Source organism: Pseudomonas palleroniana, assembly GCF_022836895.1.
GTDB classification, from domain to species: Bacteria; Pseudomonadota; Gammaproteobacteria; order Pseudomonadales; family Pseudomonadaceae; genus Aquipseudomonas; species Aquipseudomonas palleroniana.
Genome location: NZ_CP092411.1, coordinates 3,512,924 through 3,534,898, shown reverse-complemented (window position 1 = coordinate 3,534,898; position 21,975 = coordinate 3,512,924). Strand labels below are relative to the sequence as shown.

The window sequence follows — 21,975 nt, the reverse complement described above, 5'->3', positions numbered from 1 at the left end:
ACATTATCAAATCGACGGAGACCCTATGGCTCGCGGCGGCATAAACAAAGCAGTTGTGCAGACGGCACGCCTGGCCATCCTGGCCCGCGGCGAAAACCCCAGCATTGATGCGGTACGTATCGAGATGGGCAATACCGGCTCGAAAACCACGATTCATCGCTATCTGAAAGAGCTGGATGAAAGCGAAAACCGCCTGACCATTACCCAAGCCCCTCTGGATGATGAACTGAGCGAACTGGTCGCACGCCTGGCGCAACGCCTTAAAGAGAAAGCCCAGGAGCCCATCGACCTGGCCCAGGCGCAATTCGAACAGCACAAAGCCGCCCTGCTCACCCAACTGGAAACCCTTGAGCAAGCGCACAGCCAGCTTCAACAACAATTCGATATCCAGGGTGCCGCCCTGGCCGAAGAAAGCGCCGCCCTGCAAACCGCCAGCACCAGCCTGCAGACCGAACAAACCCGCAATGCGGGCCTCAGCCAGGCGTGCAGCGACTACGAGTTGAGGCTCAACGACAAGGACGAGCAGATTCGCTCATTGGAAGATAAGCACCTGCATGCCCGGGATGCCCTTGAGCACTACCGCAACGCGGTCAAGGAACAGCGTGAGCAGGAACAGCGGCGCCATGAAGGCCAACTGCAACAACTCCAGGCAGAACTGCGTCAGGCCCAGCAAAGCGCCCTGGTGCGCCAGGATGAAATCACTCAACTGCATCGCGACAATGAACGGCTACTGATCGAGCACAGGGTCACGATGAAGGAGCTGGCCGCCCAGCAGGAGCAAAACCGCCAGGAGCAGGCCCAGCAACTCAAGCTGAGCGAACAGCTCAGCCTGATCGAAAGCGAACGCACCCTGCTGCAAGAACGCTTGCGGGTTGCGTTGCTGGAAAGCCAGTCACGCCAGCAGGCGCTCAGTGAATGTCAGCACGCGCAAAAAAACCTGGAACTGGACCTGCTCAAGGCCCAGGCCAGCATTGAGGCGTTGCAGTTGGCGGCCACCCTTGCGGCGGCACCCGAAGCAACGCCCGACGCCTGATCAATCCGCCACAGGCGTGCGCATGGTGACGAACTCTTCCGCCGCCGTGGGGTGCACGCCGATGGTCTCGTCGAAATGCCGTTTGGTCGCGCCCGCCTTGAGCGCAATCGCCAGGCCCTGGACGATCTCGCCGGCGTCCGGCCCCACCATGTGGCAGCCCAGGACTTTGTCGGTATCGGCGTCGACGACCAGCTTCATCAGGGTTTTCTCCTGGCAATCGGTCAGCGTCAATTTCATTGGCCGGAAGCGGCTTTCGAAGACCTGCACCTTGTGGCCGTTCTTCTTCGCCTCTTCTTCGGTCAGGCCGACGGTGCCGATATTCGGCAGGCTGAACACCGCGGTCGGGATCATCGCGTAATCCACCGCACGGTACTGCTCCGGCTTGAACAGTCGACGTGCCACTGCCATGCCTTCGGCCAAGGCAACCGGAGTCAATTGCACGCGACCAATCACATCGCCGATTGCCAGGATCGAAGGCTCGGCGGTCTGGTACAGCTCGTCCACCTCGACGAAACCCCGCTCATCCAAGCGGACGCCGGTATTTTCCAACCCCAGGTTGTCCAGCATCGGCCGGCGGCCGGTGGCGTAGAACACGCAATCGGCTTCCAACACGCGACCATCTTTCAGCGTGGCCTTGAGGCTGCCATCGGCTTGCTTGTCGATGCGCTCGATATCGGCATTGAATTGCAGGTCCAGGCCGCGCTTGGTCAGTTCTTCCTGCAGGTGCTTGCGCACCGCGCCATCAAACCCACGCAAGAACAGGTCGCCGCGATAAAGCAGCGTGGTCTGCGCGCCCAGGCCATGGAAAATGCCCGCGAATTCAACGGCGATATAGCCCCCGCCTACCACCAGCACGCGCTTGGGCAGCTCCTTGAGGAAAAAGGCTTCATTGGAGCCGATGGCGTGCTCGCGTCCGGGAATATCCGGAATCTGCGGCCAGCCGCCCGTGGCGATCAGAATATGTTTGGCGGTGAAACGCTCACCATTGATCTCAACCTGATGCGGGTCCACCAGGCGCGCATGCCCTTCATGCAAGGTCACGCCGCTGTTGACCAGCAGGTTGCGATAGATGCCATTGAGGCGGTTGATCTCACGATCCTTGTTGGCGATCAAGGTCGCCCAGTCAAAATTCGCTTCACCCAGCGACCAGCCGAAACCACTGGCCTGCTCAAAGTCTTCGGCGAAATGCGCGCCGTATACCAGCAGCTTTTTCGGCACACAGCCGACATTCACGCAGGTACCGCCCAGGTAGCGACTTTCCGCGACGGCCACCTTGGCGCCAAAACCCGCAGCAAAACGTGCTGCGCGGACGCCACCGGAACCGGCGCCAATTACATACAGGTCAAAATCGTAGGCCATTTCACTCTCCTCGGCAGGACATCAGCATACCGACTTACATGGGGCTGAAAAACGAAAAAGCCACCCGAAGGTGGCTTTCTCTTTAAACGGGCGGGCTTGCGTGAATCAGTAAGCCTTGCCGGTTTTGTAGAAGTGCTCGTAGCAGAAGTTGGTTGCTTCGATATAACCCTCGGCACCACCGCAGTCAAAACGCTGGCCTTTGAATTTGTAGGCGATGACGCAACCGTCTTTGGCTTGCTTCAACAGGGCGTCGGTGATCTGGATCTCACCACCCTTGCCCGGCTCGGTTTCTTCGATCAGCTTGAAGATATCCGGAGTCAGGATATAACGACCAATAATCGCCAGGTTCGACGGAGCATCTTCCGGTGCTGGTTTTTCAACCATGTCACGTACGCGGATCAGGCCATCACCGATGTCGTCGCCGGCGATGACGCCGTACTTGTTGGTTTGATCCGGATCCACTTCCATGACCGCAACGATGGTGCAACGGTACTTCTGGTAAAGCTTGACCATCTGGGTCAGTACGCCGTCGCCTTCCAGGTTCACACACAGGTCATCCGCCAATACCACGGCGAAAGGTTCGTCACCAATCAGTGGGCGACCGGTCAGGATGGCGTGACCCAAGCCTTTCATCTGGGTCTGACGGGTGTAGGAGAACGAGCACTCGTCGAGCAGTTTACGGATACCAACCAGGTATTTTTCCTTGTCGGTGCCCTTGATCTGGTTTTCCAGCTCGTAGCTGATGTCGAAGTGGTCTTCCAGCGCGCGCTTGCCACGGCCGGTCACGATGGAGATTTCGTTCAGGCCGGCATCCAGTGCTTCTTCCACGCCGTACTGAATCAGTGGCTTGTTCACCACCGGCAGCATCTCTTTGGGCATGGCTTTGGTCGCTGGCAGGAAGCGAGTGCCGTAACCGGCTGCTGGGAACAAGCATTTCTTGATCATATGAGTCCTTACAAAGGGCTATGCGTACGGAATTCGGCGCAGTCTAATCAGGCCGCAGCCACCTTACAATGGGTCCTGCTGGCGTTGCGATGTCATCTAAGAGAAAAAATGTCGACGTAAGTTCCGCTAATCCTACGAAGAGCCTCACCAACAGCACACTAAAACAGCCAACGCGCCCACTTTTCGAGGCGCTGCAACCTTTTTAGCACGCTTTTCGACACTGGGCACTGACCTGCAACAACTTGCGCTGGACGGCAGCATTTGGCGCTATGATGGCGCCCTTGAACCCGAATACGAGAGACATAGATGTCAGAACCAAAAGGCGTTAACGGCTATCTGATCACCCAGCGAGCAGACGGCTGGCACCTGATCAACTTCCATGGCGACAGCGTCGCCGGTACATTTGCGACCGAGCGCGAAGCGATCCAGGTTGCCGAAGTGTTTGTGGATGAGGCCGGTCACGCGTCGAGCAAAAAGCCGAAGGGCAAGTAAGCCTCGCCTACTTGCACACAAAGCCCCGTTGAACGGGGCTTTTTTTGTGTTTGTCTGTACCTAGGTGGCAGTTAGCTATAATCTGCTGCCAACGCCCCACGACAGTGTCAGCGCTCCTCCAACACCCTCGACGACGACCCCACTATGAACAAATTCCTGGCACTGATTGCGGTACTGGCGCTGGCCGGCTGTACGACCACCTCCGATACCTACCTGAAAAACGGCGAACAAGGCTTGACCATCGATTGTTCGGGCGAGGCCAACTCCTGGGCCAGTTGCTACGAGAAAGCGGACGCCTCCTGCGCAGGCACCGGTTACCGCATCGTCGGCACCGAAGGCACGCCTTCCTTGAACGAAAGCGACAAGACCCTGGGCAAAGACGTGGGCAACTTCAAAAGCCGCAGCGTCGTGGTCGTGTGCAAATAAGCGGCGCGACTACAGGTGAACTTCGGCGAACTTGATGCCCAAACCGCGCAATATCTCGATCAGGTCATCCAGTCGCGGGAATGACTCGACTTCATCCTGTTCGTCGACCAGGAAGTAACTGCGCCCCCCGCTTTTCTTGAAGAACACAATCCACTCACCCAGGTCGGCAGGGTTCTGGATGACGTGGGTAGCCGAAATCTGGCCCTCGGCGTAGCGGGCCTTGACGTGTTCACGCTTCATGACAGGCTTTCCAAAAAAGACAAATGCCGCGCAGGCCCAAGGGCTTGAGCGGCATTCTTGCGTTGATTGCCCGCCAGTTTAACGGATGCCCTGCCCGATCAGCACGCCTGCCGCGTTCGACACTGCCGGAAAGTGTGTGGCTACCACATGAATTTGAGCTCCACGCCCAAGTAGTTGCTGTCGTCACCTCCCGCATTGCGCAACGTATCGCCCACTACATAATGAACCGCCTCAACTGCACCCGACAGGTTGCGATTGAATGCATAGTCCATACGCACTTGGTCGTAGTAACCCGTCCAGCGCCCACCGCGCCCCGCCGTTCCAGCTACCGGCAGATTCGGTTGGGTGTACACCGCATCCTCAGTCGTTTGGCGCCAGAGCATGCCCACAGCCGTCTGGATAGACAGGTCGGAAATCGGCCGTATCGTTACAGACGGCTTGACGTGGATAAGGTTGCTATAACCGGTGTAACCGGCCAGCGAGAAGTAGTAGCCATTCGGGAACAGAGGATTGAACGTGCCGAGGGTGCCATCGCCGGCGTGACGGTCACCGGAAGCGGCATCGAACTGCAGCCCGAGCCGTGGCGTCCAGGGCACAGACTGCAAGGTATACCCGAAACGGCTACCGCCGCCCCAGGCACGGATGTCCTTGGAACCGACCGTACCCGTTTGAACCATCGCTTCCACGTCCCAGTCGTACGCCCCTTCGGTACCGGCGGTGCGGGCATCGAACAGGTGCCGGGTCTCGTCACCTTGCGCGTCGAGATAACTTGCCTGGCGTTGTTCGTACAACCCGTAGTAGGCCGAAAGCTCATTCTTGTTGTCGAGCTGGCGCTCAACCCGGAGCATATGAAACGCCACATCGGCGTTGGACTTGTCATCGAAGTGGCGGCCATCCAGGTACTGGACGGGGTGGCTGGCCAGGCCAATGAAGCGCCAGTCGCTTGTCTCCCAGTCGGCCCATACGGCATCAAACGACTGCCGGACGTTCGGACCGTCACGCGAAGAAATAAAGCGCTGCAAGTCAAAGGCAAAATCCTGCCGCCCCACCCGCGCCTTGAAGGTGTGATCAGGCGTCTTGTCAACGTACTCGACAAAGGCCAAGCGCATATCCAGACGGTTCTGGTCTGCCCCGCCGATGGTTGTCTTATCGAAGGCGCGGGCATCTTCCAACTCGGTAAACACACGCCAATGTTCGTTCAAATGCAAATCGGCATGCACCTGCAGTCGCTGAATCAACCACGAGTCACGCTTGCGGTTACCGATACCAAAGCCATTGGCGTCATTGAGTTCAAACCGCTCCCGCAGCGTCAAGCCGAACGATAAATAACGCTGCGGGTCCGTATCCGACAGCGACAGGTATTTGAGGCCGTCTAACGGCTCAGTTCTCAACGCAGGGTTTTGAAGGACCGACCAGTCCTCCTGCCAACGGTTGGTTTTAAGCACAGGACGTTCAGGCGGCTCGGCGCCGTAGCCGCTGGAAACCCCCAGCGGCCACAGCACGGCCAGAACCCAGGCATACACGCTATGCGAAGGACGGCTGTTCATACGTTACTTCTTCGCGAGCGACTGGTGTATTTCAGCAACGTAACCACCGGGGAACTCCACCACGGCGGATTGGCGATCAGGCTCCGCCTTGGGTTCTATCAACAGTTGGGCACCGGAGTCCTTGGCCTTCGCGAGCGTGGCCGCCAGATCCTTCACCTCATAACCGGTCGTTTCACGGCCGTACGGGTAAGGCAGGTGCCCGTCGGTGACGAACATCACCATCTTGCCGAAATCGGATTCAAGCTTTACGCGGCGGATCGTCTTGCCGGGCTCCCCGACCACCGCACCGTCGAGATGTTTTTCATCCGCCACGACTTTGCCATGAGAGAAACCCGTGAAACTTTTGATAAAGGCATCGGCGCGTTGCTCGGAGAGATATACCCGGTTTTCAGGAATGCTCTGAAACGCAGCGTAATTGGGTGCCTTGCTATGCCAGTAAAGCTGCATCGTCACGCCACCGGGCCATTGCACCACGGCGTCGCGACCGATCGGATCGGGAAAGTCGTGCACGATCACGTCCGCGCCGTGTTTCTTTGCTTCGGCGAGAGCGACATCCATATCCTTGACGAGATAGCCGTTACGCTCGGCGCCAAAGGGGTAAGGAACCGGCGTGGTGAAACCAAACAGCGACACGGTGCCGACGGGTGTCTGCACCAGTTGTGAAGTCGTACTGCTGGGGACGGGCAGCACGTTTACCACGACCTGGGGGGTGCTTTGGCCGCCGAAGGTGGCCACAAAGCTTTTCACAAAACGATCCACATCGCCCGGCGCTACATAGACATGGCTGGTGTCGTACTGGGCTCCGACCGCAGGGCCGGTGGAAGCCTGAGCGGAAAGGGATACCGCCATCCCGAGGACGACCGGCAGAAGAAGTTGCTTGAATGAAGGAGTCATAAAGATGCCCTTGACGATTTAGGAGGTTCAGCGCCAGCAAGCGTAAGAAGCGACCGCAATCGTCGATAGGACGTATGTGCGCAGTAGTATGAAAATTTATTCATCTGCAAAAAAAAGCCTGGTGCAGCAACAGCAGCACCAGGCTTTTCTTATCGGGTTCAAGTGTTTGAGCAAGCGGCGGCTCAGCCGGAAATGCAATCCTCCCCGGCTTTCTTGATATCGCCTGGGCGGATCGGCACATTGGACATGCTTTCATAAAGCTTGATGCTGCTGCCGCTGGAACGCTCTTCAATCTCGAAGATCGCCGAAGGATCCGAGGAGAATTTCTGCGGCACAATGACCTGCACGCCATCCTTGTGCGGTTCAATCTGCGGCGGCCGGCGGGTGGCTGCGAGTTTACGCACGACACAGGCAGCATATTCCGGTGGTTTTTTCCCTGAGATGACGACCAAGGTGGGCGGGGTCTGCTTGATATCCGCAACCGAAGCACACCCACCCAGCGCCAGGGCCAAAACCAACACACTCCATTTCATACTTAAACCTCCGATAAAGACCCTACTGACAGCGGATATAGGAATTTTCTCCCACCAAAGTAGGATTTATCCCTAAAAACTCGGTAAATAACTGTTTTAAATTGTCGAAGTCGTCGACGACGGCCCGATAATAAACGCGCTGGGGCTGATAAACTCTATCTTAACCTACGTATCATTCTGATTTTTCAGAAAAAGCCCTTCTGGAGACCCCCATGAAATTCATTCATCAGCGCGAGCACCTCAACGAGGGAGACATTGTCGTCATCGAATGCTCGCAGACTTGCAATATCCGCCTGATGAGCGACGCCAATTTTCGCAGCTTCAAGAATGGCGGCCGCCACACCTACCACGGCGGTGCGTTTGACAAATTCCCGGCGAAAATCACCGCGCCCAGCACCGGCTTCTGGAACATCACCCTGGATGTGGTCACGCGCCGCGCCATCAGCGTGACCCGTAAACCCGCGCTGTCCCACAAGATTCGCATCGTTCGTCGTACCAGCTCCAAACTGAGCTGATCCGGATAACCGACAGGAAAAAGCTGTGACCACCACGACCAAATACGTCATCAAGTACAAGCTCAACGGCGAACGTCGCTTCGAGTTCGCGCAACTGCACAGCAACAACGTGGAAGAAGCCAAGCAAGCCCTGGCGAAAATCCATGATGCCGGCGATGTCATCACCGACATCACGGTGAGCAAGGCGCTGTAAGCCATGACTGCCGACTTGTTCGCCGATGACGCCCTGCAACAACCCAGGGGACGCGAACAAATTGGCGCAGAATCCTATGTGCTCAGGGGCTACGCCCTACCCTGGGTTGAGCGTCTGCTGCCTGAGCTGCGTCGGATATTGGCGCAGTCGCCGTTTCGTAAAATGGTAACGCCCGGCGGCTTTACCATGTCGGCGGCCTTGAGCAGTTGTGGTGAGCTGGGCTGGACCACCGACAGCAGCGGCTACCGCTACAGCCCCGTCGACCCGCGCAGCCAAACCCCGTGGCCGGCGATGCCGGATGCCTTGCGCGAACTGGCCACCCTGGCAGCAACGGAGGCCGGCTTCCCCGACTTCGCACCCGACGCGTGCCTGATCAACCGATATGTGCCCGGAGCCAAGATGTCCTTGCACCAGGACAAGAACGAGCGTCGTTACAACGCCCCCGTCGTTTCAGTGTCCCTGGGGCTGCCGGCGATTTTTCTGTTCGGCGGCCATGAACGCGGCGACAAGCACCAAAAAGTCTCGCTGTTCCACGGTGATGTGGTGGTCTGGGGCGGCGTCGATCGCTTGCGCTTTCATGGGGTGATGCCGATCAAAGAAGGCGTGCACTCGGTGATGGGCCCGCAGCGGATCAACCTGACCTTTCGCACCGCCGGCTGATTTGACCGCAAGTTTGAGAGTGTCGAGCTCGATCTACGCCGCTAAGCTGCCCGTGAATCGTCAAGAGTGCAGGTCATGAACAACGAACAAGACCCCCGCTGGGCGGCCATTGTTGCCCGCGACGCCAAGGCCGACACGCTGTTTGTCTACGGCGTGAAAACCACCGGGGTGTACTGCCGCCCCAGCAGTGCTTCGCGCCTGCCGCGCCCGGAAAATATCGAATTCTTCGACAGCCCTGCCCTCGCCGAAGCCGCCGGCTACCGCCCCAGCAAACGCGCCTGCGCTGACCAGACCCAATTGGCCGCCCACCATGGGCAACTCGTCGCCGCCGCATGCCGGCAAATCGAACAGGCCGAAACACCCCCCAGCCTGGAAGCGCTCGCCAGCCAGGCCGGGTTGAGTTCATTCCATTTTCATCGCGTCTTCAAGGCGGCCACCGGCCTGACGCCCAAGGGCTACGCCAGCGCGTTGCGCTCGCGCAAGGTTCGCGACGGTTTGAAAGGCCAGCACTCGGTGACCGATGCCTTGTACGACGCCGGCTTCAACTCCAGCAGCCGCTTCTATGAGGCGGCCGACCAACTGCTTGGCATGACCCCGCGCGACTTCAAAGCCGGAGGCACCAACAGCACCATCCATTTTGCCGTTGGCCAATGTGCACTCGGAGCCGTGCTGGTAGCGCAGAGCCAGCGAGGGGTGTGCGCCATTTTATTGGGTGACGATCCGGACAAGCTGGTGCGTGATCTGCAGGACCAGTTCCCCAAGGCCGAACTCGTCGGCGCGGATCGTGAGTTTGAGCAATTGATCGCCCAAGTCGTGGGCTTCATCGAAGCGCCGGCCGTGGGCCTGGATCTGCCGCTGGACCTGCGCGGCACTGCGTTCCAGGAGCGGGTATGGCAGGCGCTGCGCGAAATTCCGGTGGGCGCCACCGCCAGCTACACGCAGATTGCCGAACGCATCGGCGCGCCCAAGTCTTTTCGTGCGGTGGCCCAGGCCTGCGGCGCCAACAGCCTCGCGGTGGCAATCCCTTGCCATCGCGTGGTCCGCAGCAACGGCGAGCTGTCGGGCTACCGTTGGGGCGTGGAGCGCAAGCGGCAGTTGCTGGAGCGGGAAACCGCTGCGCGTCCCCTTCATGAAATACCCCTGACGTCCAGTGAATAAAACAGACTGGCCGAGTGCCAAGGGCCCTGCTAAAACAGCGCAACGTCTTACTCACGCTGGAGACACGTCCCATGAGCACCTGGCCAGACACGCGCATTCTCGACCTGCTGGGCATCGACGTGCCCATCATTCAAGCCCCGATGGCCGTGGGTACCACCACCGCAATGGTGATCGCCGCCAGCCAGGCCGGCGCGTTGGGCTCGATGCCTGCTGCGGCGTTGAGTCTGGAACAACTGCGCGAAGCCTTGACCACGCTTCGTCAAGCCGGCGTACGACCCATCAATGTCAATTTCTTCTGCCATCAACCACCCGCGGCCGATGAGGCGCGTGACCGCCGCTGGAAGGCGTTGCTGGAGCCTTATTACCGTGAGCTGGGCGCCGACTTCGATGCCCCCACCCCGGAGTCCAATCGCTCCCCTTTCAATGAGGCTGCCTGCGAAGTGGTCGAAGAGTTCCGCCCGGAAGTAGTCAGCTTCCACTTCGGCCTGCCGGAAAAGCGCTTGCTTGACCGCGTAAAAGCTACCGGTGCCAAGGTACTTTCTTCGGCCACCACGGTAGAGGAAGCCATATGGCTGGAACAACATGGTTGCGATGCGATCATTGCCATGGGTGTGGAAGCCGGTGGGCACCGCGGTTTGTTTCTCAGTGACGACCTCAATACCCAGATCGGCCTGATGGCCCTGGTCCCGCAAATCGTCGACGCCGTGAAGGTGCCCGTGATTGCCGCCGGTGGCATTGGTGATGCGCGCGGTATCGTGGCGGCGTTCGCGCTTGGCGCTGCGGCGGTGCAGATTGGCACCGCATACCTGTTCACCCCCGAAGCCAACGTCAGCGCCTCCCATCACCATGCACTGCGCAATGCCCAAGCCAGTGAAACGGCGCTGACCAACCTGTTCACCGGCCGCCCGGCGCGCGGCATCGTCAACCGGGTGATGCGCGAGCTGGGGGCGATCAACCCGGCGGCTCCGGCATTCCCCAGGGCCGGCGGCGCCTTGATGCCGCTCAAGGCCAAGGATGAAGCGGGTTTCAGCAACCTGTGGTCCGGCCAGGCATTGCGCCTGGGCAAAGAGATGTCCAGTTATACGCTGACGCGCGAATTGGCCGAGCAGGCGCTGGCCAGACTCCAGAGGAACTGACCCCCGAGGCGACTTTGCACTGTACCGGCGATGGCTAACCGCTATATATTCCCCTACATAACGGTAACGCCTTCTACCTGAGACTCGCCGTACTACCCAAGGAGCTGCTTCATGATGATCCGCGCCTCTCGCCTGGCCCCCCTTGTCGCCGCCATGGCGTTCAGCACCGCTCACGCTGACGAAGTGCAAGTGGCGGTGGCCGCCAACTTCACTGCACCGATCCAGGCGATCGCCGCCGACTTCGAGAAAGACACCGGCCACAAACTGGTCGCCGCCTATGGCGCCACCGGCCAGTTCTACACGCAGATCAAGAACGGCGCGCCGTTCGAGGTGTTCCTGAGCGCCGACGATACCACCCCGCAAAAACTCGAAACCGAAGGCGACACCGTCAAGGGTTCACGCTTCACCTACGCCGTCGGCACCCTGGCCCTGTGGTCGGCCAAAGCTGGCTACGTGGACGCCAACGGCGATGTGCTGAAGCAGAACGCGTTCAAGCACCTGTCCATCGCCAACCCGAAAACCGCTCCCTACGGCCTGGCCGCCACCCAAGTGCTGGCCAAGGAAGGCTTGACCGACAAGGTCAAGGACAAACTCGTCGAAGGCCAGAACATCACCCAGGCCTACCAGTTCGTGTCGACCGGCAATGCCGAACTGGGCTTTGTCGCGCTGTCGCAGATCTACAAAGACGGCAAAGTCACCAGCGGTTCGGCGTGGATCGTTCCGGCCTCCCTGCATGACCCGATCAAACAAGATGCGGTGATTCTCAACAAAGGCAAAGACAGCGCCGCTGCCAAAGCCCTGGTCGAATACCTCAAAGGCGCGAAAGCGGCTGCGGTGATCAAGTCCTACGGTTACGAGCTCTAACTGCATGCCTCTGTCGAGTGCCGATTTTTCCGCTATCGGGTTGACCCTCAAACTGGCGTCGCTGACCACGGTGATCCTGCTGATTATCGGCACTCCGATCGCTCTATGGCTGTCGCGCACCCAATCCTGGTGGCGCGGCCCCATTGGTGCGGTTGTGGCGCTGCCGTTGGTGCTGCCGCCGACAGTGATCGGTTTTTACCTGCTGCTGGCCCTGGGTCCGAACGGCTATGTGGGCCAGTTCACCGAATGGCTGGGCCTGGGCGCCCTGACCTTCAGCTTCGCCGGGCTGGTGCTCGGCTCAGTGATCTACTCCATGCCATTCGTGGTGCAGCCGTTGCAAAACGCGTTCTCCGCCATTGGCACTCGCCCACTCGAGGTCGCCGCGACCTTGCGGGCCAACCCTTGGGACACCTTCTTCACGGTGATCCTGCCGCTGGCGCGCCCAGGGTTTATCACCGCCTCGATCCTCGGTTTTGCGCACACCGTCGGTGAGTTTGGCGTGGTGTTGATGATCGGCGGCAATATCCCCGATAAAACCCGCGTGGTTTCGGTCCAGATCTACGACCACGTCGAAGCGATGGAATACGCCCAGGCCCATTGGCTGGCCGGCGCCATGGTGGTCTTCGCATTCCTGGTATTGCTGGCGCTCTACTCCAGCCGTAAAACCAAGATGGGCTGGAGCTGATCGCGATGATGGAGGTACGCCTGCAACTGGCTTATTCGGCTTTTGCCCTGGATGTGGACCTGCATCTGCCTGGCCGTGGCGTCACGGCGTTGTACGGGCACTCCGGTTCCGGCAAGACTACCTGTTTGCGCTGCATTGCCGGGCTGGAGCGGGCCGCAGACGGGTTTATCCGAATCAACGATGAGGTCTGGCAAGACAGCCGCAAGGGCGTGTTTGTGCCACCGCATAAACGCGCCATCGGCTATGTGTTCCAGGAGGCCAGCCTGTTCCCGCATTTGTCGGTGCGCGCCAACCTGGAGTTCGGCCTCAAGCGCATCCCACGCGCGCTGCGCCGGGTGGATATGGCTCACGCCACCGAACTGCTGGGTATCGGCCATCTGCTCGACCGTCACCCGCAGCACTTGTCCGGCGGCGAGCGCCAGCGCATCGGCATCGCCCGTGCGTTGCTGACCAGCCCGCAATTGTTATTGATGGATGAGCCGCTGGCAGCCCTGGACAGCCAGCGCAAAAATGAAATCCTGCCGTACCTCGAACGCCTGCACGATGAGTTGGAGATTCCGCTGCTCTATGTCAGCCACGCCCAGGATGAAGTCGCGCGGTTGGCTGACCACCTGGTGCTGCTCAGCGACGGCAAGGCGCTGGCCAGCGGCCCTATAGGTGAAACCCTGGCACGACTCGATTTGCCCATGGCCCTGGGCGATGACGCCGGTGTGGTCATCAATGGCGCCGTCAGCGCGTATGACGCGCACTACCAGTTGCTCACCCTGCAACTGCCCGACAGCGCGCTGTCGATGCGCGTCGCCCATGCACCGCTGGCACCGGGCAAACAGCTGCGTATCAAGGTGCAGGCGCGGGACGTGAGCCTCAGCCTGCAAGCCGAAGAACACAGCAGTATCCTCAACCGCTTGCCCGTGACGGTCACCCAGACGATTGGGGCGGATAACAGCGCCCATGTGCTGGTGCGCCTGGACGCCGGGGGTACGCCCTTGCTGGCGCGCATCACGCGATTCTCCCGCGACCAGCTGCAACTGCACCCTGGCCAGGCACTGTGGGCACAGATCAAGGCGGTGGCGGTATTGGCCTGAGCGGCCTCTGCACAACTTTTTGGCACCACCGCACAGGGCCGCGGTCAATCAGACATACCGGCCTGATCCGTTGCCAAGGAACCTGCACCATGCCCGACTCTGCGCTGCCCGCCGATCTACCCCGCGACCTGCATTACGTTGACGACAGCCAGCCCGGCATCCGCCGTAAAACGCTGCGGGGCAAGTTCCAGTATTTCGATGTGCAGGGCAAGCGCATCACCGATGCCGATGAAATCAAGCGCCTGAACGCCCTCGCCGTACCGCCCGCCTATACCGATGTGTGGATCTGCGCCGATCCGCGTGGTCACTTGCAGGCAACCGGGCGGGATGCCCGTGGCCGCAAGCAATACCGGTATCACCCCCGCTGGCGCGAAGTGCGCGACAGTGACAAATACGCTCGGCTGCAAGAGTTCGGCAAGGCCCTGCCCAAGCTGCGCAAACAGTTGGAGGCACAGATCGCCGAACCCGGTTTCACCCGCGAAAAAGTCCTGGCCACCGTGGTCATGCTGCTGGACGCCACGCTGATCCGCGTGGGCAATACGCAGTATGCGCGGGACAACAAGTCCTACGGGCTGACTACCCTGCGTAACCGTCATGTGGACATCAAGGGCAGCGAAATCCAGTTCCAGTTCCGGGGCAAAAGCGGTGTCGAGCATCAAGTCAGTGTCAGGGACAAGCGCCTGGCCACAGTGGTCAAGCGTTGCATGGAGCTGCCGGGGCAAAACCTGTTTCAGTATCTGGATGCAGACGGTGAGCGCCATACCGTCAGTTCCCACGACGTCAACGCCTACCTGCACAGCCTCACCGGCGCCGACTTTACCGCCAAGGACTATCGCACCTGGGCCGGCACCGCCCTTGCGTTGGCGGTGCTGCGTGACCTGGAATGGCAGCCGGAATCCGACGCCAAGCGGCATGTGGTGGCCATGGTCAAGAGTGTGGCCAAGCAGTTGGGCAACACGCCGGCGGTGTGCCGCAAGTGCTACATCCACCCGGCGGTACTGGAGCATTTCAGCCTGGGCGAACTGTCCAAACTGCCCAAGCCACGGGTGCGCCAGGGCCTGAAAGCGGAAGAGGTCGCCCTGGCGATGTTTCTAGAGCAATTGGCCGCCGACTTGCCTAAGAACGCCAAGGCAGGTTAGCCTTTGCCCCCCTTCTGATTTACGGGATGACCGCCGACGTGAACCACTAAGCCTTCCAAAATGTATCTGCAACGAGCTGCCTGGCGCGCTTGTTGGCCTGTTCGACATTTTTTTGGAGGTGCTGATGACTGACGTCAACCGGCTGCCCGTACTCGTTTCCCTGCAACACGTGTCTTTCCAGTTCGCCAATGGCGATACCTTGCTGGAAGCTATCAACCTGTCCATCGATCACACGCCGACCGGGATTGTCGGGCGTAATGGCCGTGGCAAAAGTGTCCTCGCCAAGCTGATCGCCGGTGTGCTCCAGCCCTCCTCCGGCACACTCGACGGCAATGCCCGTGTGGCCTATGTCGCGCAGAGCCTGAGCGTCCAACCCGGTGAAAGCATCGCCCAGGTCACCCGCACCGCCGAAGGCTTGGCCGCGCTTGAGCGTATGGCATCGGGTGAGGCCCGCGCCGATGACTTCGAGCGGATTGATGAGCGCTGGGACCTGGCCGAACGCCTGCGCGCGGCGCTGGATGGGGCGGGCTTGCAAGCGCTGGGCTTCGATACGCCGGCCGCTCAACTGAGTGGCGGCCAACTGGCCCGCGTCGCAGTGATCGGCGCGCTGTTGGCCGCTCCGGATTTGCTGGTATTGGATGAGCCCACCAACCACCTCGACAGCCTGGGCCGCGACTGGCTGCTGCGCATCCTGGGCCAGTGGCGTGGTGGCCTGGTCGTCGTCAGCCATGATCGACAGTTGCTCAACACCTTGGGGCGCATCGTCGAGCTTTCCCCGCTGGGCATGCGCGTCTATGGCGGCAACTACGATGCTTACCGCCAGCAACGCGACACTGAACAACACGCAGCGGTTGCAGCCCTGGAGCACGCCAGGCTTGAACGTAGCCGCGAACGCAAGCGCCTGCAAACGGATCACGACAGCCTGCAGCGCAATGCCGCCCGCGCGCGCAAACACGCAGAAACCGCCAACGTTGACCGGTTCACCAAGGCCCGCTGGAAAGGCGCCGCCACGGAAATCGTCAGTACCGTACGCAGCGCCCACCACGCGCATAAACACCAACTCGACCAGCAGGTGCGCCAAGCCTACGAACGCGTCGTGGACGAGACGCCCACTCTGCTCGCCCTGCCCGGTTCAAGGCTGCCCAATGGTCGACACGTGGTGACGCTCGAACAGGCCCAATTGCCGTGGCTCGATGCGCAGCAGTCTTCTACCTACGTCACGTTGAACCTGATGGGGCCTGTGCGCGTGGCGGTACGCGGGCCGAACGGTTGCGGCAAATCCACCCTGCTCAAACTGCTTGCGGGGCACTGGCGGGCGGTCGGCGGCGAATGTGCCGTGCACGTCACCCACGCGTATATCGACCAGCATCTGGCGCTACTGGACGACCGACGCTCCATCGTCGAACAGCTGAACCTGCTCGACACGCCGCTGGCCGAAGCCGAACTGCGCACACGCCTGGCCTTGCTGCAACTGGATGCGCAGCGCGTCACCCAGCCTACCGGCCAGTTAAGTGGCGGCGAGCGGTTGAAAGCTGCAATGGCGATTGCCTTGTGGCGCGAAATCCCGGCGCAACTGTTGTTGCTGGACGAGCCCACCAACCATCTGGACCTGGAATCGGTGCTCGCTTTTGAGCAGGCGCTGCGCGGCTTTACCGGGGCCATGTGGGTGGTGTCGCATGACGAGGCGTTTGTACAGGCGCTCAGGCCGACCCATCGGTTGGACTGGCATCCGGCGGGCTGGCGACTGGAATCTGTCTGAGGTCATTGCGCCATCCCGCAAAGCCTCTTACGGTAGTGGCCGAATAATCTCATCGAGGAGCCCGCTCCATGCTGCCTTCGTCCCGCACGCCCTACGCCAATGCCGCGCTGGCCCATCGCCAACGCTGGCGTGGCCGGGTCGGCTTGTTGCTGGTGGCCAGCCTTTCGGTGCTGGCCGGCATGACCGATGCCATCGGCTTCATGGCCAGCGGGGACTTCGTGTCGTTCATGAGCGGCAACACCACCCGCCTGGCCGTGGCGATGGGCGCCGGTGATCTGGGCCTGATCGGGCGCCTGCTGTTGTTGATCGCCACGTTCGTCATCGGCAACGCCTTGGGTGTCGTGGTCAGCCGCCTGGGCCGTCGGCATGCCCTGCCCTTGCTGTTGTGTATCGCCGTGCTGTTGAGCGGCGCCGGCTTATGGCCTTTCGCCGATACCTTGCCTGCCTTGCTGGCGGCGATCACCGCCATGGGCATGCTCAATGCAGCCGTGGAAGAGGTCAATGGCCTGCCCGTGGGGCTGACCTATGTGACGGGGGCACTGTCACGCTTTGGTCGTGGGCTGGGCCGCTGGATGCTGGGCGAACGACGCAACGGGTGGCGAGTACAGTTGATCCCGTGGGCCGGGATGTTTGTGGGGGCGGTGATCGGCGCGGTGCTGGAGCACCAATGGGGGCTGAAGGCGCTGCTGGTCAGCGGTGCATTGGCCATATTACTGGGCCTGGTATCGCTGAGGATTCCCCGGCGCTGGCACTTGGGCTACATGCCGCGATAACGAGCAAAGAGGCCCGCCCGACGTTTAGGCCTCGACATCCGTGTACCGGTAAAGAGCCATCACGTCGAGCGAGCGGATGAATAATAAGCCAATGCTCGGCGCCTGTCGCGCCAGGCATTTCTGAATAATTCTAAAGCAACGGACTACAGGCAGGTCGCGAGGGCGGCCTGGCGACGCTTGGCAGGCATCGTGTCTTCGGCTGCGTAATACTTGACGGTAGAGCCGGCACCCGCGGCGCGCACGTCTACAAAGTAGGCACCGTCAGTGGTGTACACCGTGAAACCATCTGACTCCAACGGCTCCTTGAAGCCTCCAGCGTCCACGCCGAACACCGCCTCGTCCTGCCAGCCGAACTGCACGCATTGGGCAACTACCAGCGGGGCCTTGTCCGAAGCCAGGGTTTTATAGGGCTGGCCTGCACGCGCCTCTTTCATCTTCGTGCCGGCGCAACCGGACAGCGCCGCCACCATCATGACGCCCATTACTACCTTACGCATGCCATCGCCTCCATGGAAAAACCGCGACTGTACCACCGCCGCAGGCTTAACTGACGCGCACATGAACTTTGTTTCACGGTAAAAGCACAATGCGCCGTCTATAGTTGCCTGGCTCATTTTTAAGAAGTCTTCCTTCTGCCCGCCCTCCCGCGGGCATTTTTTCGCCTGCGCTTCAGAAGTACCAACGAAACAGATAGAACAGCGCCATGCTCAGCAACACCGTGATCAACACGCTGCGCGTCCAGAACATCAGCGCCACCGCGCAGATACCCGCGAGCAGATAAGGGTTGGTCGGGCTCAGGTTGAGCCGGTGGTCGGCGAGAAAAATGATCGGCCCGCAAATCGCCGTGAGCATGCCCGGCACCGCAAACCCGAGGAACTCTCGGGCGCCGCGATTAAGGCGCACCGGCAGACGCGGCTCGATAAACAGGTAACGGTTGAAAAAGACCACCAGGCCCATGGCGACTATCATCAAGTAGATCATGCCTGCCCTACCCCCAGCCGCTTGCACGCATAGCCTGCACTCATGCCCAGCAAGCCCGAGACCACCACCGCCGACTCCCAGCGCAAAAAGCTCAACCCTACCGAGCACAACAGCGAGATCGCCACGCAGACCACCGTCGGTACGTCGCGCACCACTGGGGTGATCAAGGCAATGAAGGTCGCCGCGATGGAAAACTCCAACCCCAGTTGATCAAGCCCGGGGATGCTTTTGCCGAGCACGATGCCGGCCAGGGTAAACAGGTTCCAGGCGATGTAAAACGTCAGGCCGACGCCCAAGGCATACCAGCGGTTGAACGTTTCACGGTCATAGTGGTTGACCAAGGCGAAGAACTCGTCGGTCAACAGAAACCCCAGGCTGATGCGCCAGCGTGTATTGAGCGCCGAGAGTGTCGGGCGCATGTGCATGCCATACAGCAAATGCTGGGACGTCAGCAGCAGCGTGGTCAGGACGATGGAAATCAGGCTCGCGCCACTCTTGACCATGCCGATCGCCACCAGTTGCGCCGCACCGGCAAAGACAATCGCGGACAAGCCCTGGGCTTGCAGCGGCGTGAACTGCGCGTCGATCGCCATGGAGCCGGCGAGCAGCCCCCAGGGCGCACAGGCCAGGGATAACGGAATAACCGCGATTGCACCGCGAGCGAAGGCGTAATGAGGTAAGGCGGCAGGCATGGAAACGGCTCATCGACAGAGGGTCGACAAGCATGCCAGTGTCACACAGGGGCTGTCTTGAACGATCTTGCTCAGGCGAGTTTTACCGATACCTGTTCGACCGAGTCTCGCGCTTCGCGCAGCTCGTAGGCGTCCTGGTTGAGCCGGTGAATGGTATTGAGCAGGCGTTGGCGCAGCACTTCATCGCCGACTTTTTCGACGGCACGCATCAAGTCAAACGCCGCGGTTTCGTTATTGTCCGCGACGGAATCAAGGGTCTTGCGCAGGTTGCGAGTGGCACGGGTCACGCGGGATCTTCCTTCATCAGCAATGGGCAGGCACTTTAGGACATTCATGTTTCATTTTAATTTCAGTCACTTGTGTGTCGATTGCGGCAGATTTGATCCACGTCAATGGTTTCAGGGTTTGACCTCGCAACGCGCCTACCCGTCGGCGTAATTGTTCCCACACAAAGACGAACTTTGCTCACGCGAACTGATCCATGCCTTGGATGACAAAGTGCCATGGTTGGCGCAGCGACGCGTAGCGTCTGGATACAATAGGCCCAACACCATAACCGGCCGGCACCTGTTGCCGAGCCATCGGAGCGTTCATTCATGCTTGTCGCCGTTGCGATTTTTCTCTTCACCATCATCCTGGTCATCTGGCAGCCCAAAGGGCTGGGCGTCGGCTGGAGCGCCACCTTGGGGGCAATCCTGGCCCTGGCCTGCGGAGTCATCAGCCTGTCGGACATCCCGGCGGTGTGGCACATCATCTGGAACGCCACCGGTACGTTTGTGGCGCTGATCATCATCAGCCTGTTGCTCGACGAGGCCGGCTTCTTTGCCTGGACCGCGCTGCACGTGGCGCGCTGGGGCCAAGGGCGTGGGCGGCGGTTGTTTGCCTATATGGTATTGCTCGGCGCGCTGGTGTCGGCACTGTTCGCCAATGACGGCGCGGCACTGATCCTCACGCCCATTGTGATGTCGATGCTGCTGGCGTTGCGTTTCTCTCCGGCAGCGACCCTCGCCTTCGTCATGGGCGCCGGGTTTATCGCGGACACCGCCAGCCTGCCGCTGGTGGTGTCGAACCTGGTGAACATCGTCTCGGCGGATTACTTCAAGATCGGTTTCAACCAATACGCCGCCGTCATGGTGCCGGTGAACCTGGTCAGCGTCGCGGCCACCCTGGCGGTGCTGCTGTGGTTCTTCCGCCGCGACATTCCACAGGCCTACAACCCAGACGACCTGGAAGACCCGGCCAGGGCCGTTCACGACCGTGCGACCTTTCGCGCCGGTTGGTGGGTACTCGGTATTTTGCTGATCGGTTGCTTTGCCCTGGAGCCGCTGGGTATTCCCATCAGTGCGATTTCTGCGGTGTGCGCGGTGCTGCTGTTGGTCATCGCGGCCAAAGGCCACAAGATCTCCACGCGCAAGGTGCTCAAGGAAGCCCCCTGGCAGATCGTGATCTTTTCCCTGGGCATGTACCTGGTGGTCTACGGGCTGCGCAACGCCGGCCTGACGACCTACCTGGCCACCTGGCTGGACACCTTCGCCACCTACGGGGTGTGGGGCGCGGCGATGGGCACCGGCGTGCTCACTGCGTTGCTGTCATCGGTCATGAACAACCTGCCGACGGTGCTGATCGGTGCCCTGTCCATCGAGTCCAGCCATGCGGTGGGCGTGATCAAGGACGCGATGATCTACGCCAACGTGATCGGCAGCGACCTGGGCCCGAAAATCACGCCTATCGGCAGCCTGGCCACCTTGTTATGGCTGCATATCCTGGCGCGCAAAGGCATCACCATTACCTGGGGCTACTACTTCAGGGTCGGGATCGTACTGACCCTGCCGGTGCTGTTGATCACCCTGGCCGCGCTCGCGCTGCGCCTGAGTGTCTGAACACTTTCGCCGCCTGGGTCAGCTACGTATGCTAAGGCGCAACCCACTGCCGAGCTGACCCGATGAACGCGATGCAACACGCCTGGCTGGGCCTGCTGCGCAGCCCATCGGGAGCAAGCCCCCTCCCACAGGTCCGCTCTATCGCTTAACTGACAGGCATCAGGCATGTTGACGATCTTTTTTTACGCACTGGTATTCGGTTTTGTGTTTTGCCTCTCACCCGGTGCGGTGCTGGCGGAGACGTTGCGCCGGGGTTTGCTTCAGGGGTTCACCCCGGCCTTGCTCGTGCAGGTCGGCTCTCTGGTGGGCGATGCCGTGTGGGCGGTTATCGGCCTGACCGGTATCGCCCTGCTGATCCAGCATGACGCCGTGCGCATACCGCTGACGGTGGTCTGCGCGCTGTACCTGGCCTGGCTGGGCGTGCGCGGCTTGATCGACGCCTGGCACTTGCCGCAAGCGCAAACTGTGCCTGCACGTTCAGGGCAGAATGCGCTGGCGGTAGGCGCAGCCATCTCCCTGGCCAACCCGAAGAACATTGTGTATTGGGGCGCCCTCGGCAGTGCATTGTCGGGCATCGTCGGCACTACGCCCAGTCATGCGCAGACCCTGATGTTTTTTGCCGGTTTCATGCTGGCGTCAGTGTTGTCGTGCTTTGTGGTGGCTACGCTGGTCAACCTGTTGCGCAAGAACGCATCGGCGCGCTGGCAGCGGGTCAGTTATGGCACCTGCGGATTGGTACTGTTGTATCTCGCCTATCTCGCGGCATTGGGCGTATGAAGTTATATATATCGCAACTTTCCCGTGCCTCTTGTCTGAATGAACTCTGAACGCCGGATCATTTAATTAATCATGCGTTGACATTTTGTAACTGGCTGAGTAGATTGCCCCTGCCCGCAATTGGGGGCCTTTTTTAAACCTCACAAAAGAAGCCAATGGACACAGTATCTAGTCGCTGTCCGAGCACCGCCTCTGCGGGCATCGGGCGC

General features: G+C 60.4%; 26 protein-coding genes. 16 read left to right on the top strand and 10 right to left on the bottom strand.

What is annotated here, in order from left to right:
* The first annotated feature begins 25 nt into the window (after positions 1-25).
* Positions 26-1,033 carry a DNA-binding protein gene (locus tag MJP36_RS16130; protein WP_244383437.1) on the top strand — a complete coding sequence of 336 codons (1,008 nt, stop codon included), beginning with the start codon at positions 26-28 and terminating at the stop codon, positions 1,031-1,033.
* On the opposite strand, the gene gorA is transcribed toward MJP36_RS16130, so the two are convergent.
* A complete protein-coding gene (gene gorA / locus MJP36_RS16125) occupies positions 1,034-2,392 on the bottom strand; it encodes a glutathione-disulfide reductase (RefSeq protein WP_244383436.1) in 1,359 nt (452 codons plus the stop codon).
* 105 nt (positions 2,393-2,497) lie between these two features.
* A complete protein-coding gene (gene galU / locus MJP36_RS16120) occupies positions 2,498-3,337 on the bottom strand; it encodes a UTP--glucose-1-phosphate uridylyltransferase GalU (protein WP_060752970.1) in 840 nt (279 codons plus the stop codon).
* 306 nt (positions 3,338-3,643) lie between these two features.
* Between galU and MJP36_RS16115 the strand changes: the two genes are divergently transcribed.
* Together MJP36_RS16115 and MJP36_RS16110 are read left to right on the top strand one after the other, a co-directional pair.
* Positions 3,644-3,829 (top strand): hypothetical protein, encoded by a 186-nt coding sequence (locus MJP36_RS16115; protein ID WP_060752969.1) that lies wholly within the window; start codon positions 3,644-3,646, stop codon positions 3,827-3,829.
* A gap of 144 nt (positions 3,830-3,973) precedes the next feature.
* On the top strand, positions 3,974-4,255 hold the full coding sequence (locus MJP36_RS16110) for a hypothetical protein (RefSeq protein WP_060752968.1): 282 nt from the start codon (positions 3,974-3,976) through the stop codon (positions 4,253-4,255).
* 9 nt (positions 4,256-4,264) lie between these two features.
* Here MJP36_RS16110 and MJP36_RS16105 read toward each other — a convergent pair whose 3' ends face one another.
* The 4 genes from MJP36_RS16105 to MJP36_RS16090 all read right to left on the bottom strand — a co-directional run bounded on the left by MJP36_RS16105 (position 4,265) and on the right by MJP36_RS16090 (position 7,469).
* Positions 4,265-4,495 carry a hypothetical protein gene (locus MJP36_RS16105; RefSeq protein ID WP_060752967.1) on the bottom strand — a complete coding sequence of 77 codons (231 nt, stop codon included), beginning with the start codon at positions 4,493-4,495 and terminating at the stop codon, positions 4,265-4,267.
* Positions 4,496-4,635: 140 nt separating this feature from the next.
* Positions 4,636-6,042 (bottom strand): alginate export family protein, encoded by a 1,407-nt coding sequence (locus tag MJP36_RS16100; RefSeq protein ID WP_244383435.1) that lies wholly within the window; start codon positions 6,040-6,042, stop codon positions 4,636-4,638.
* A 3-nt stretch (positions 6,043-6,045) separates the two neighbouring features.
* Positions 6,046-6,936 carry a hypothetical protein gene (locus MJP36_RS16095; RefSeq protein ID WP_060752965.1) on the bottom strand — a complete coding sequence of 297 codons (891 nt, stop codon included), beginning with the start codon at positions 6,934-6,936 and terminating at the stop codon, positions 6,046-6,048.
* Between the two features lie 182 nt (positions 6,937-7,118).
* Positions 7,119-7,469: a hypothetical protein gene (locus MJP36_RS16090; RefSeq protein WP_060752964.1), complete on the bottom strand. Its 351-nt coding sequence runs from the start codon at positions 7,467-7,469 to the stop codon at positions 7,119-7,121.
* A gap of 212 nt (positions 7,470-7,681) precedes the next feature.
* On the opposite strand from MJP36_RS16090, the gene MJP36_RS16085 reads away from it, so the two are divergent.
* The 11 genes from MJP36_RS16085 to MJP36_RS16035 all read left to right on the top strand — a co-directional run bounded on the left by MJP36_RS16085 (position 7,682) and on the right by MJP36_RS16035 (position 17,436).
* On the top strand, positions 7,682-7,984 hold the full coding sequence (locus MJP36_RS16085; RefSeq protein ID WP_003191319.1) for a DUF1883 domain-containing protein: 303 nt from the start codon (positions 7,682-7,684) through the stop codon (positions 7,982-7,984).
* 25 nt (positions 7,985-8,009) lie between these two features.
* Positions 8,010-8,177, top strand: coding sequence for a hypothetical protein (locus tag MJP36_RS16080; RefSeq protein WP_199777914.1), 168 nt, complete (start codon positions 8,010-8,012; stop codon positions 8,175-8,177).
* Positions 8,178-8,180: 3 nt separating this feature from the next.
* A complete protein-coding gene (gene alkB / locus MJP36_RS16075) occupies positions 8,181-8,837 on the top strand; it encodes a DNA oxidative demethylase AlkB (protein WP_244383434.1) in 657 nt (218 codons plus the stop codon).
* Between the two features lie 75 nt (positions 8,838-8,912).
* Positions 8,913-9,995 (top strand): bifunctional DNA-binding transcriptional regulator/O6-methylguanine-DNA methyltransferase Ada, encoded by a 1,083-nt coding sequence (gene ada / locus MJP36_RS16070; RefSeq protein ID WP_244383433.1) that lies wholly within the window; start codon positions 8,913-8,915, stop codon positions 9,993-9,995.
* A gap of 71 nt (positions 9,996-10,066) precedes the next feature.
* The gene (locus tag MJP36_RS16065) at positions 10,067-11,131 is read left to right on the top strand and encodes an NAD(P)H-dependent flavin oxidoreductase (RefSeq protein ID WP_244383432.1); all 1,065 of its coding nucleotides are present in this window, start codon (positions 10,067-10,069) and stop codon (positions 11,129-11,131) included.
* Positions 11,132-11,242: 111 nt separating this feature from the next.
* A complete protein-coding gene (gene modA, locus MJP36_RS16060) occupies positions 11,243-11,995 on the top strand; it encodes a molybdate ABC transporter substrate-binding protein (protein WP_060752960.1) in 753 nt (250 codons plus the stop codon).
* 4 nt (positions 11,996-11,999) lie between these two features.
* Positions 12,000-12,680 carry a molybdate ABC transporter permease subunit gene (gene modB, locus MJP36_RS16055; protein ID WP_244383431.1) on the top strand — a complete coding sequence of 227 codons (681 nt, stop codon included), beginning with the start codon at positions 12,000-12,002 and terminating at the stop codon, positions 12,678-12,680.
* Positions 12,681-12,685: 5 nt separating this feature from the next.
* Positions 12,686-13,765 carry a molybdenum ABC transporter ATP-binding protein gene (modC, locus tag MJP36_RS16050; protein ID WP_244383430.1) on the top strand — a complete coding sequence of 360 codons (1,080 nt, stop codon included), beginning with the start codon at positions 12,686-12,688 and terminating at the stop codon, positions 13,763-13,765.
* A gap of 89 nt (positions 13,766-13,854) precedes the next feature.
* Positions 13,855-14,904, top strand: a complete 1,050-nt coding sequence (locus MJP36_RS16045) for a DNA topoisomerase IB (RefSeq protein ID WP_060752957.1) — start codon at positions 13,855-13,857, stop codon at positions 14,902-14,904.
* A 124-nt stretch (positions 14,905-15,028) separates the two neighbouring features.
* On the top strand, positions 15,029-16,663 hold the full coding sequence (locus MJP36_RS16040) for an ABC-F family ATP-binding cassette domain-containing protein (protein ID WP_244383429.1): 1,635 nt from the start codon (positions 15,029-15,031) through the stop codon (positions 16,661-16,663).
* Positions 16,664-16,731: 68 nt separating this feature from the next.
* Positions 16,732-17,436: a YoaK family protein gene (locus tag MJP36_RS16035; RefSeq protein ID WP_090370944.1), complete on the top strand. Its 705-nt coding sequence runs from the start codon at positions 16,732-16,734 to the stop codon at positions 17,434-17,436.
* Between the two features lie 143 nt (positions 17,437-17,579).
* On the opposite strand, the gene MJP36_RS16030 is transcribed toward MJP36_RS16035, so the two are convergent.
* The 4 genes from MJP36_RS16030 to MJP36_RS16015 all read right to left on the bottom strand — a co-directional run bounded on the left by MJP36_RS16030 (position 17,580) and on the right by MJP36_RS16015 (position 19,396).
* On the bottom strand, positions 17,580-17,933 hold the full coding sequence (locus MJP36_RS16030; RefSeq protein ID WP_090370941.1) for a hypothetical protein: 354 nt from the start codon (positions 17,931-17,933) through the stop codon (positions 17,580-17,582).
* Between the two features lie 172 nt (positions 17,934-18,105).
* Positions 18,106-18,417: an AzlD domain-containing protein gene (locus MJP36_RS16025; RefSeq protein WP_060752953.1), complete on the bottom strand. Its 312-nt coding sequence runs from the start codon at positions 18,415-18,417 to the stop codon at positions 18,106-18,108.
* Positions 18,414-19,109, bottom strand: a complete 696-nt coding sequence (locus MJP36_RS16020) for an AzlC family ABC transporter permease (RefSeq protein ID WP_060752952.1) — start codon at positions 19,107-19,109, stop codon at positions 18,414-18,416. The genes MJP36_RS16025 and MJP36_RS16020 overlap by 4 nt, the downstream gene beginning before the upstream one ends.
* Positions 19,110-19,180: 71 nt before the next feature.
* Positions 19,181-19,396 (bottom strand): hypothetical protein, encoded by a 216-nt coding sequence (locus MJP36_RS16015; protein ID WP_060752951.1) that lies wholly within the window; start codon positions 19,394-19,396, stop codon positions 19,181-19,183.
* A gap of 309 nt (positions 19,397-19,705) precedes the next feature.
* Here MJP36_RS16015 and MJP36_RS16010 point away from each other — a divergent pair, with 309 nt between their 5' ends.
* Together MJP36_RS16010 and MJP36_RS16005 are read left to right on the top strand one after the other, a co-directional pair.
* On the top strand, positions 19,706-20,989 hold the full coding sequence (locus MJP36_RS16010; RefSeq protein WP_161547999.1) for an arsenic transporter: 1,284 nt from the start codon (positions 19,706-19,708) through the stop codon (positions 20,987-20,989).
* A gap of 165 nt (positions 20,990-21,154) precedes the next feature.
* Entirely contained in the window at positions 21,155-21,766 is a 612-nt protein-coding gene (locus tag MJP36_RS16005; protein ID WP_060752949.1) for a LysE family transporter, read from the top strand.
* Positions 21,767-21,975: the final 209 nt, after the last annotated feature.

Coding starts and splice junctions, on each gene's coding strand:
- MJP36_RS16045 (WP_060752957.1), top strand. CDS start 13,855: ATGCCCGACTCTGCGCTGCCCGCCGATCTACCCCGCGACCTGCATTAC.
- MJP36_RS16105 (WP_060752967.1), bottom strand. CDS start 4,495: ATGAAGCGTGAACACGTCAAGGCCCGCTACGCCGAGGGCCAGATTTCG.
- MJP36_RS16110 (WP_060752968.1), top strand. CDS start 3,974: ATGAACAAATTCCTGGCACTGATTGCGGTACTGGCGCTGGCCGGCTGT.
- alkB (WP_244383434.1), top strand. CDS start 8,181: ATGACTGCCGACTTGTTCGCCGATGACGCCCTGCAACAACCCAGGGGA.
- ada (WP_244383433.1), top strand. CDS start 8,913: ATGAACAACGAACAAGACCCCCGCTGGGCGGCCATTGTTGCCCGCGAC.
- MJP36_RS16040 (WP_244383429.1), top strand. CDS start 15,029: ATGACTGACGTCAACCGGCTGCCCGTACTCGTTTCCCTGCAACACGTG.
- galU (WP_060752970.1), bottom strand. CDS start 3,337: ATGATCAAGAAATGCTTGTTCCCAGCAGCCGGTTACGGCACTCGCTTC.
- MJP36_RS16130 (WP_244383437.1), top strand. CDS start 26: ATGGCTCGCGGCGGCATAAACAAAGCAGTTGTGCAGACGGCACGCCTG.
- MJP36_RS16035 (WP_090370944.1), top strand. CDS start 16,732: ATGCTGCCTTCGTCCCGCACGCCCTACGCCAATGCCGCGCTGGCCCAT.
- MJP36_RS16085 (WP_003191319.1), top strand. CDS start 7,682: ATGAAATTCATTCATCAGCGCGAGCACCTCAACGAGGGAGACATTGTC.
- modB (WP_244383431.1), top strand. CDS start 12,000: ATGCCTCTGTCGAGTGCCGATTTTTCCGCTATCGGGTTGACCCTCAAA.
- MJP36_RS16065 (WP_244383432.1), top strand. CDS start 10,067: ATGAGCACCTGGCCAGACACGCGCATTCTCGACCTGCTGGGCATCGAC.
- MJP36_RS16010 (WP_161547999.1), top strand. CDS start 19,706: ATGCTTGTCGCCGTTGCGATTTTTCTCTTCACCATCATCCTGGTCATC.
- MJP36_RS16025 (WP_060752953.1), bottom strand. CDS start 18,417: ATGATCTACTTGATGATAGTCGCCATGGGCCTGGTGGTCTTTTTCAAC.
- modC (WP_244383430.1), top strand. CDS start 12,686: ATGATGGAGGTACGCCTGCAACTGGCTTATTCGGCTTTTGCCCTGGAT.
- MJP36_RS16030 (WP_090370941.1), bottom strand. CDS start 17,933: ATGCGTAAGGTAGTAATGGGCGTCATGATGGTGGCGGCGCTGTCCGGT.
- MJP36_RS16020 (WP_060752952.1), bottom strand. CDS start 19,109: ATGCCTGCCGCCTTACCTCATTACGCCTTCGCTCGCGGTGCAATCGCG.
- MJP36_RS16100 (WP_244383435.1), bottom strand. CDS start 6,042: ATGAACAGCCGTCCTTCGCATAGCGTGTATGCCTGGGTTCTGGCCGTG.
- MJP36_RS16090 (WP_060752964.1), bottom strand. CDS start 7,469: ATGAAATGGAGTGTGTTGGTTTTGGCCCTGGCGCTGGGTGGGTGTGCT.
- gorA (WP_244383436.1), bottom strand. CDS start 2,392: ATGGCCTACGATTTTGACCTGTATGTAATTGGCGCCGGTTCCGGTGGC.
- MJP36_RS16095 (WP_060752965.1), bottom strand. CDS start 6,936: ATGACTCCTTCATTCAAGCAACTTCTTCTGCCGGTCGTCCTCGGGATG.
- MJP36_RS16115 (WP_060752969.1), top strand. CDS start 3,644: ATGTCAGAACCAAAAGGCGTTAACGGCTATCTGATCACCCAGCGAGCA.
- MJP36_RS16005 (WP_060752949.1), top strand. CDS start 21,155: ATGTTGACGATCTTTTTTTACGCACTGGTATTCGGTTTTGTGTTTTGC.
- modA (WP_060752960.1), top strand. CDS start 11,243: ATGATGATCCGCGCCTCTCGCCTGGCCCCCCTTGTCGCCGCCATGGCG.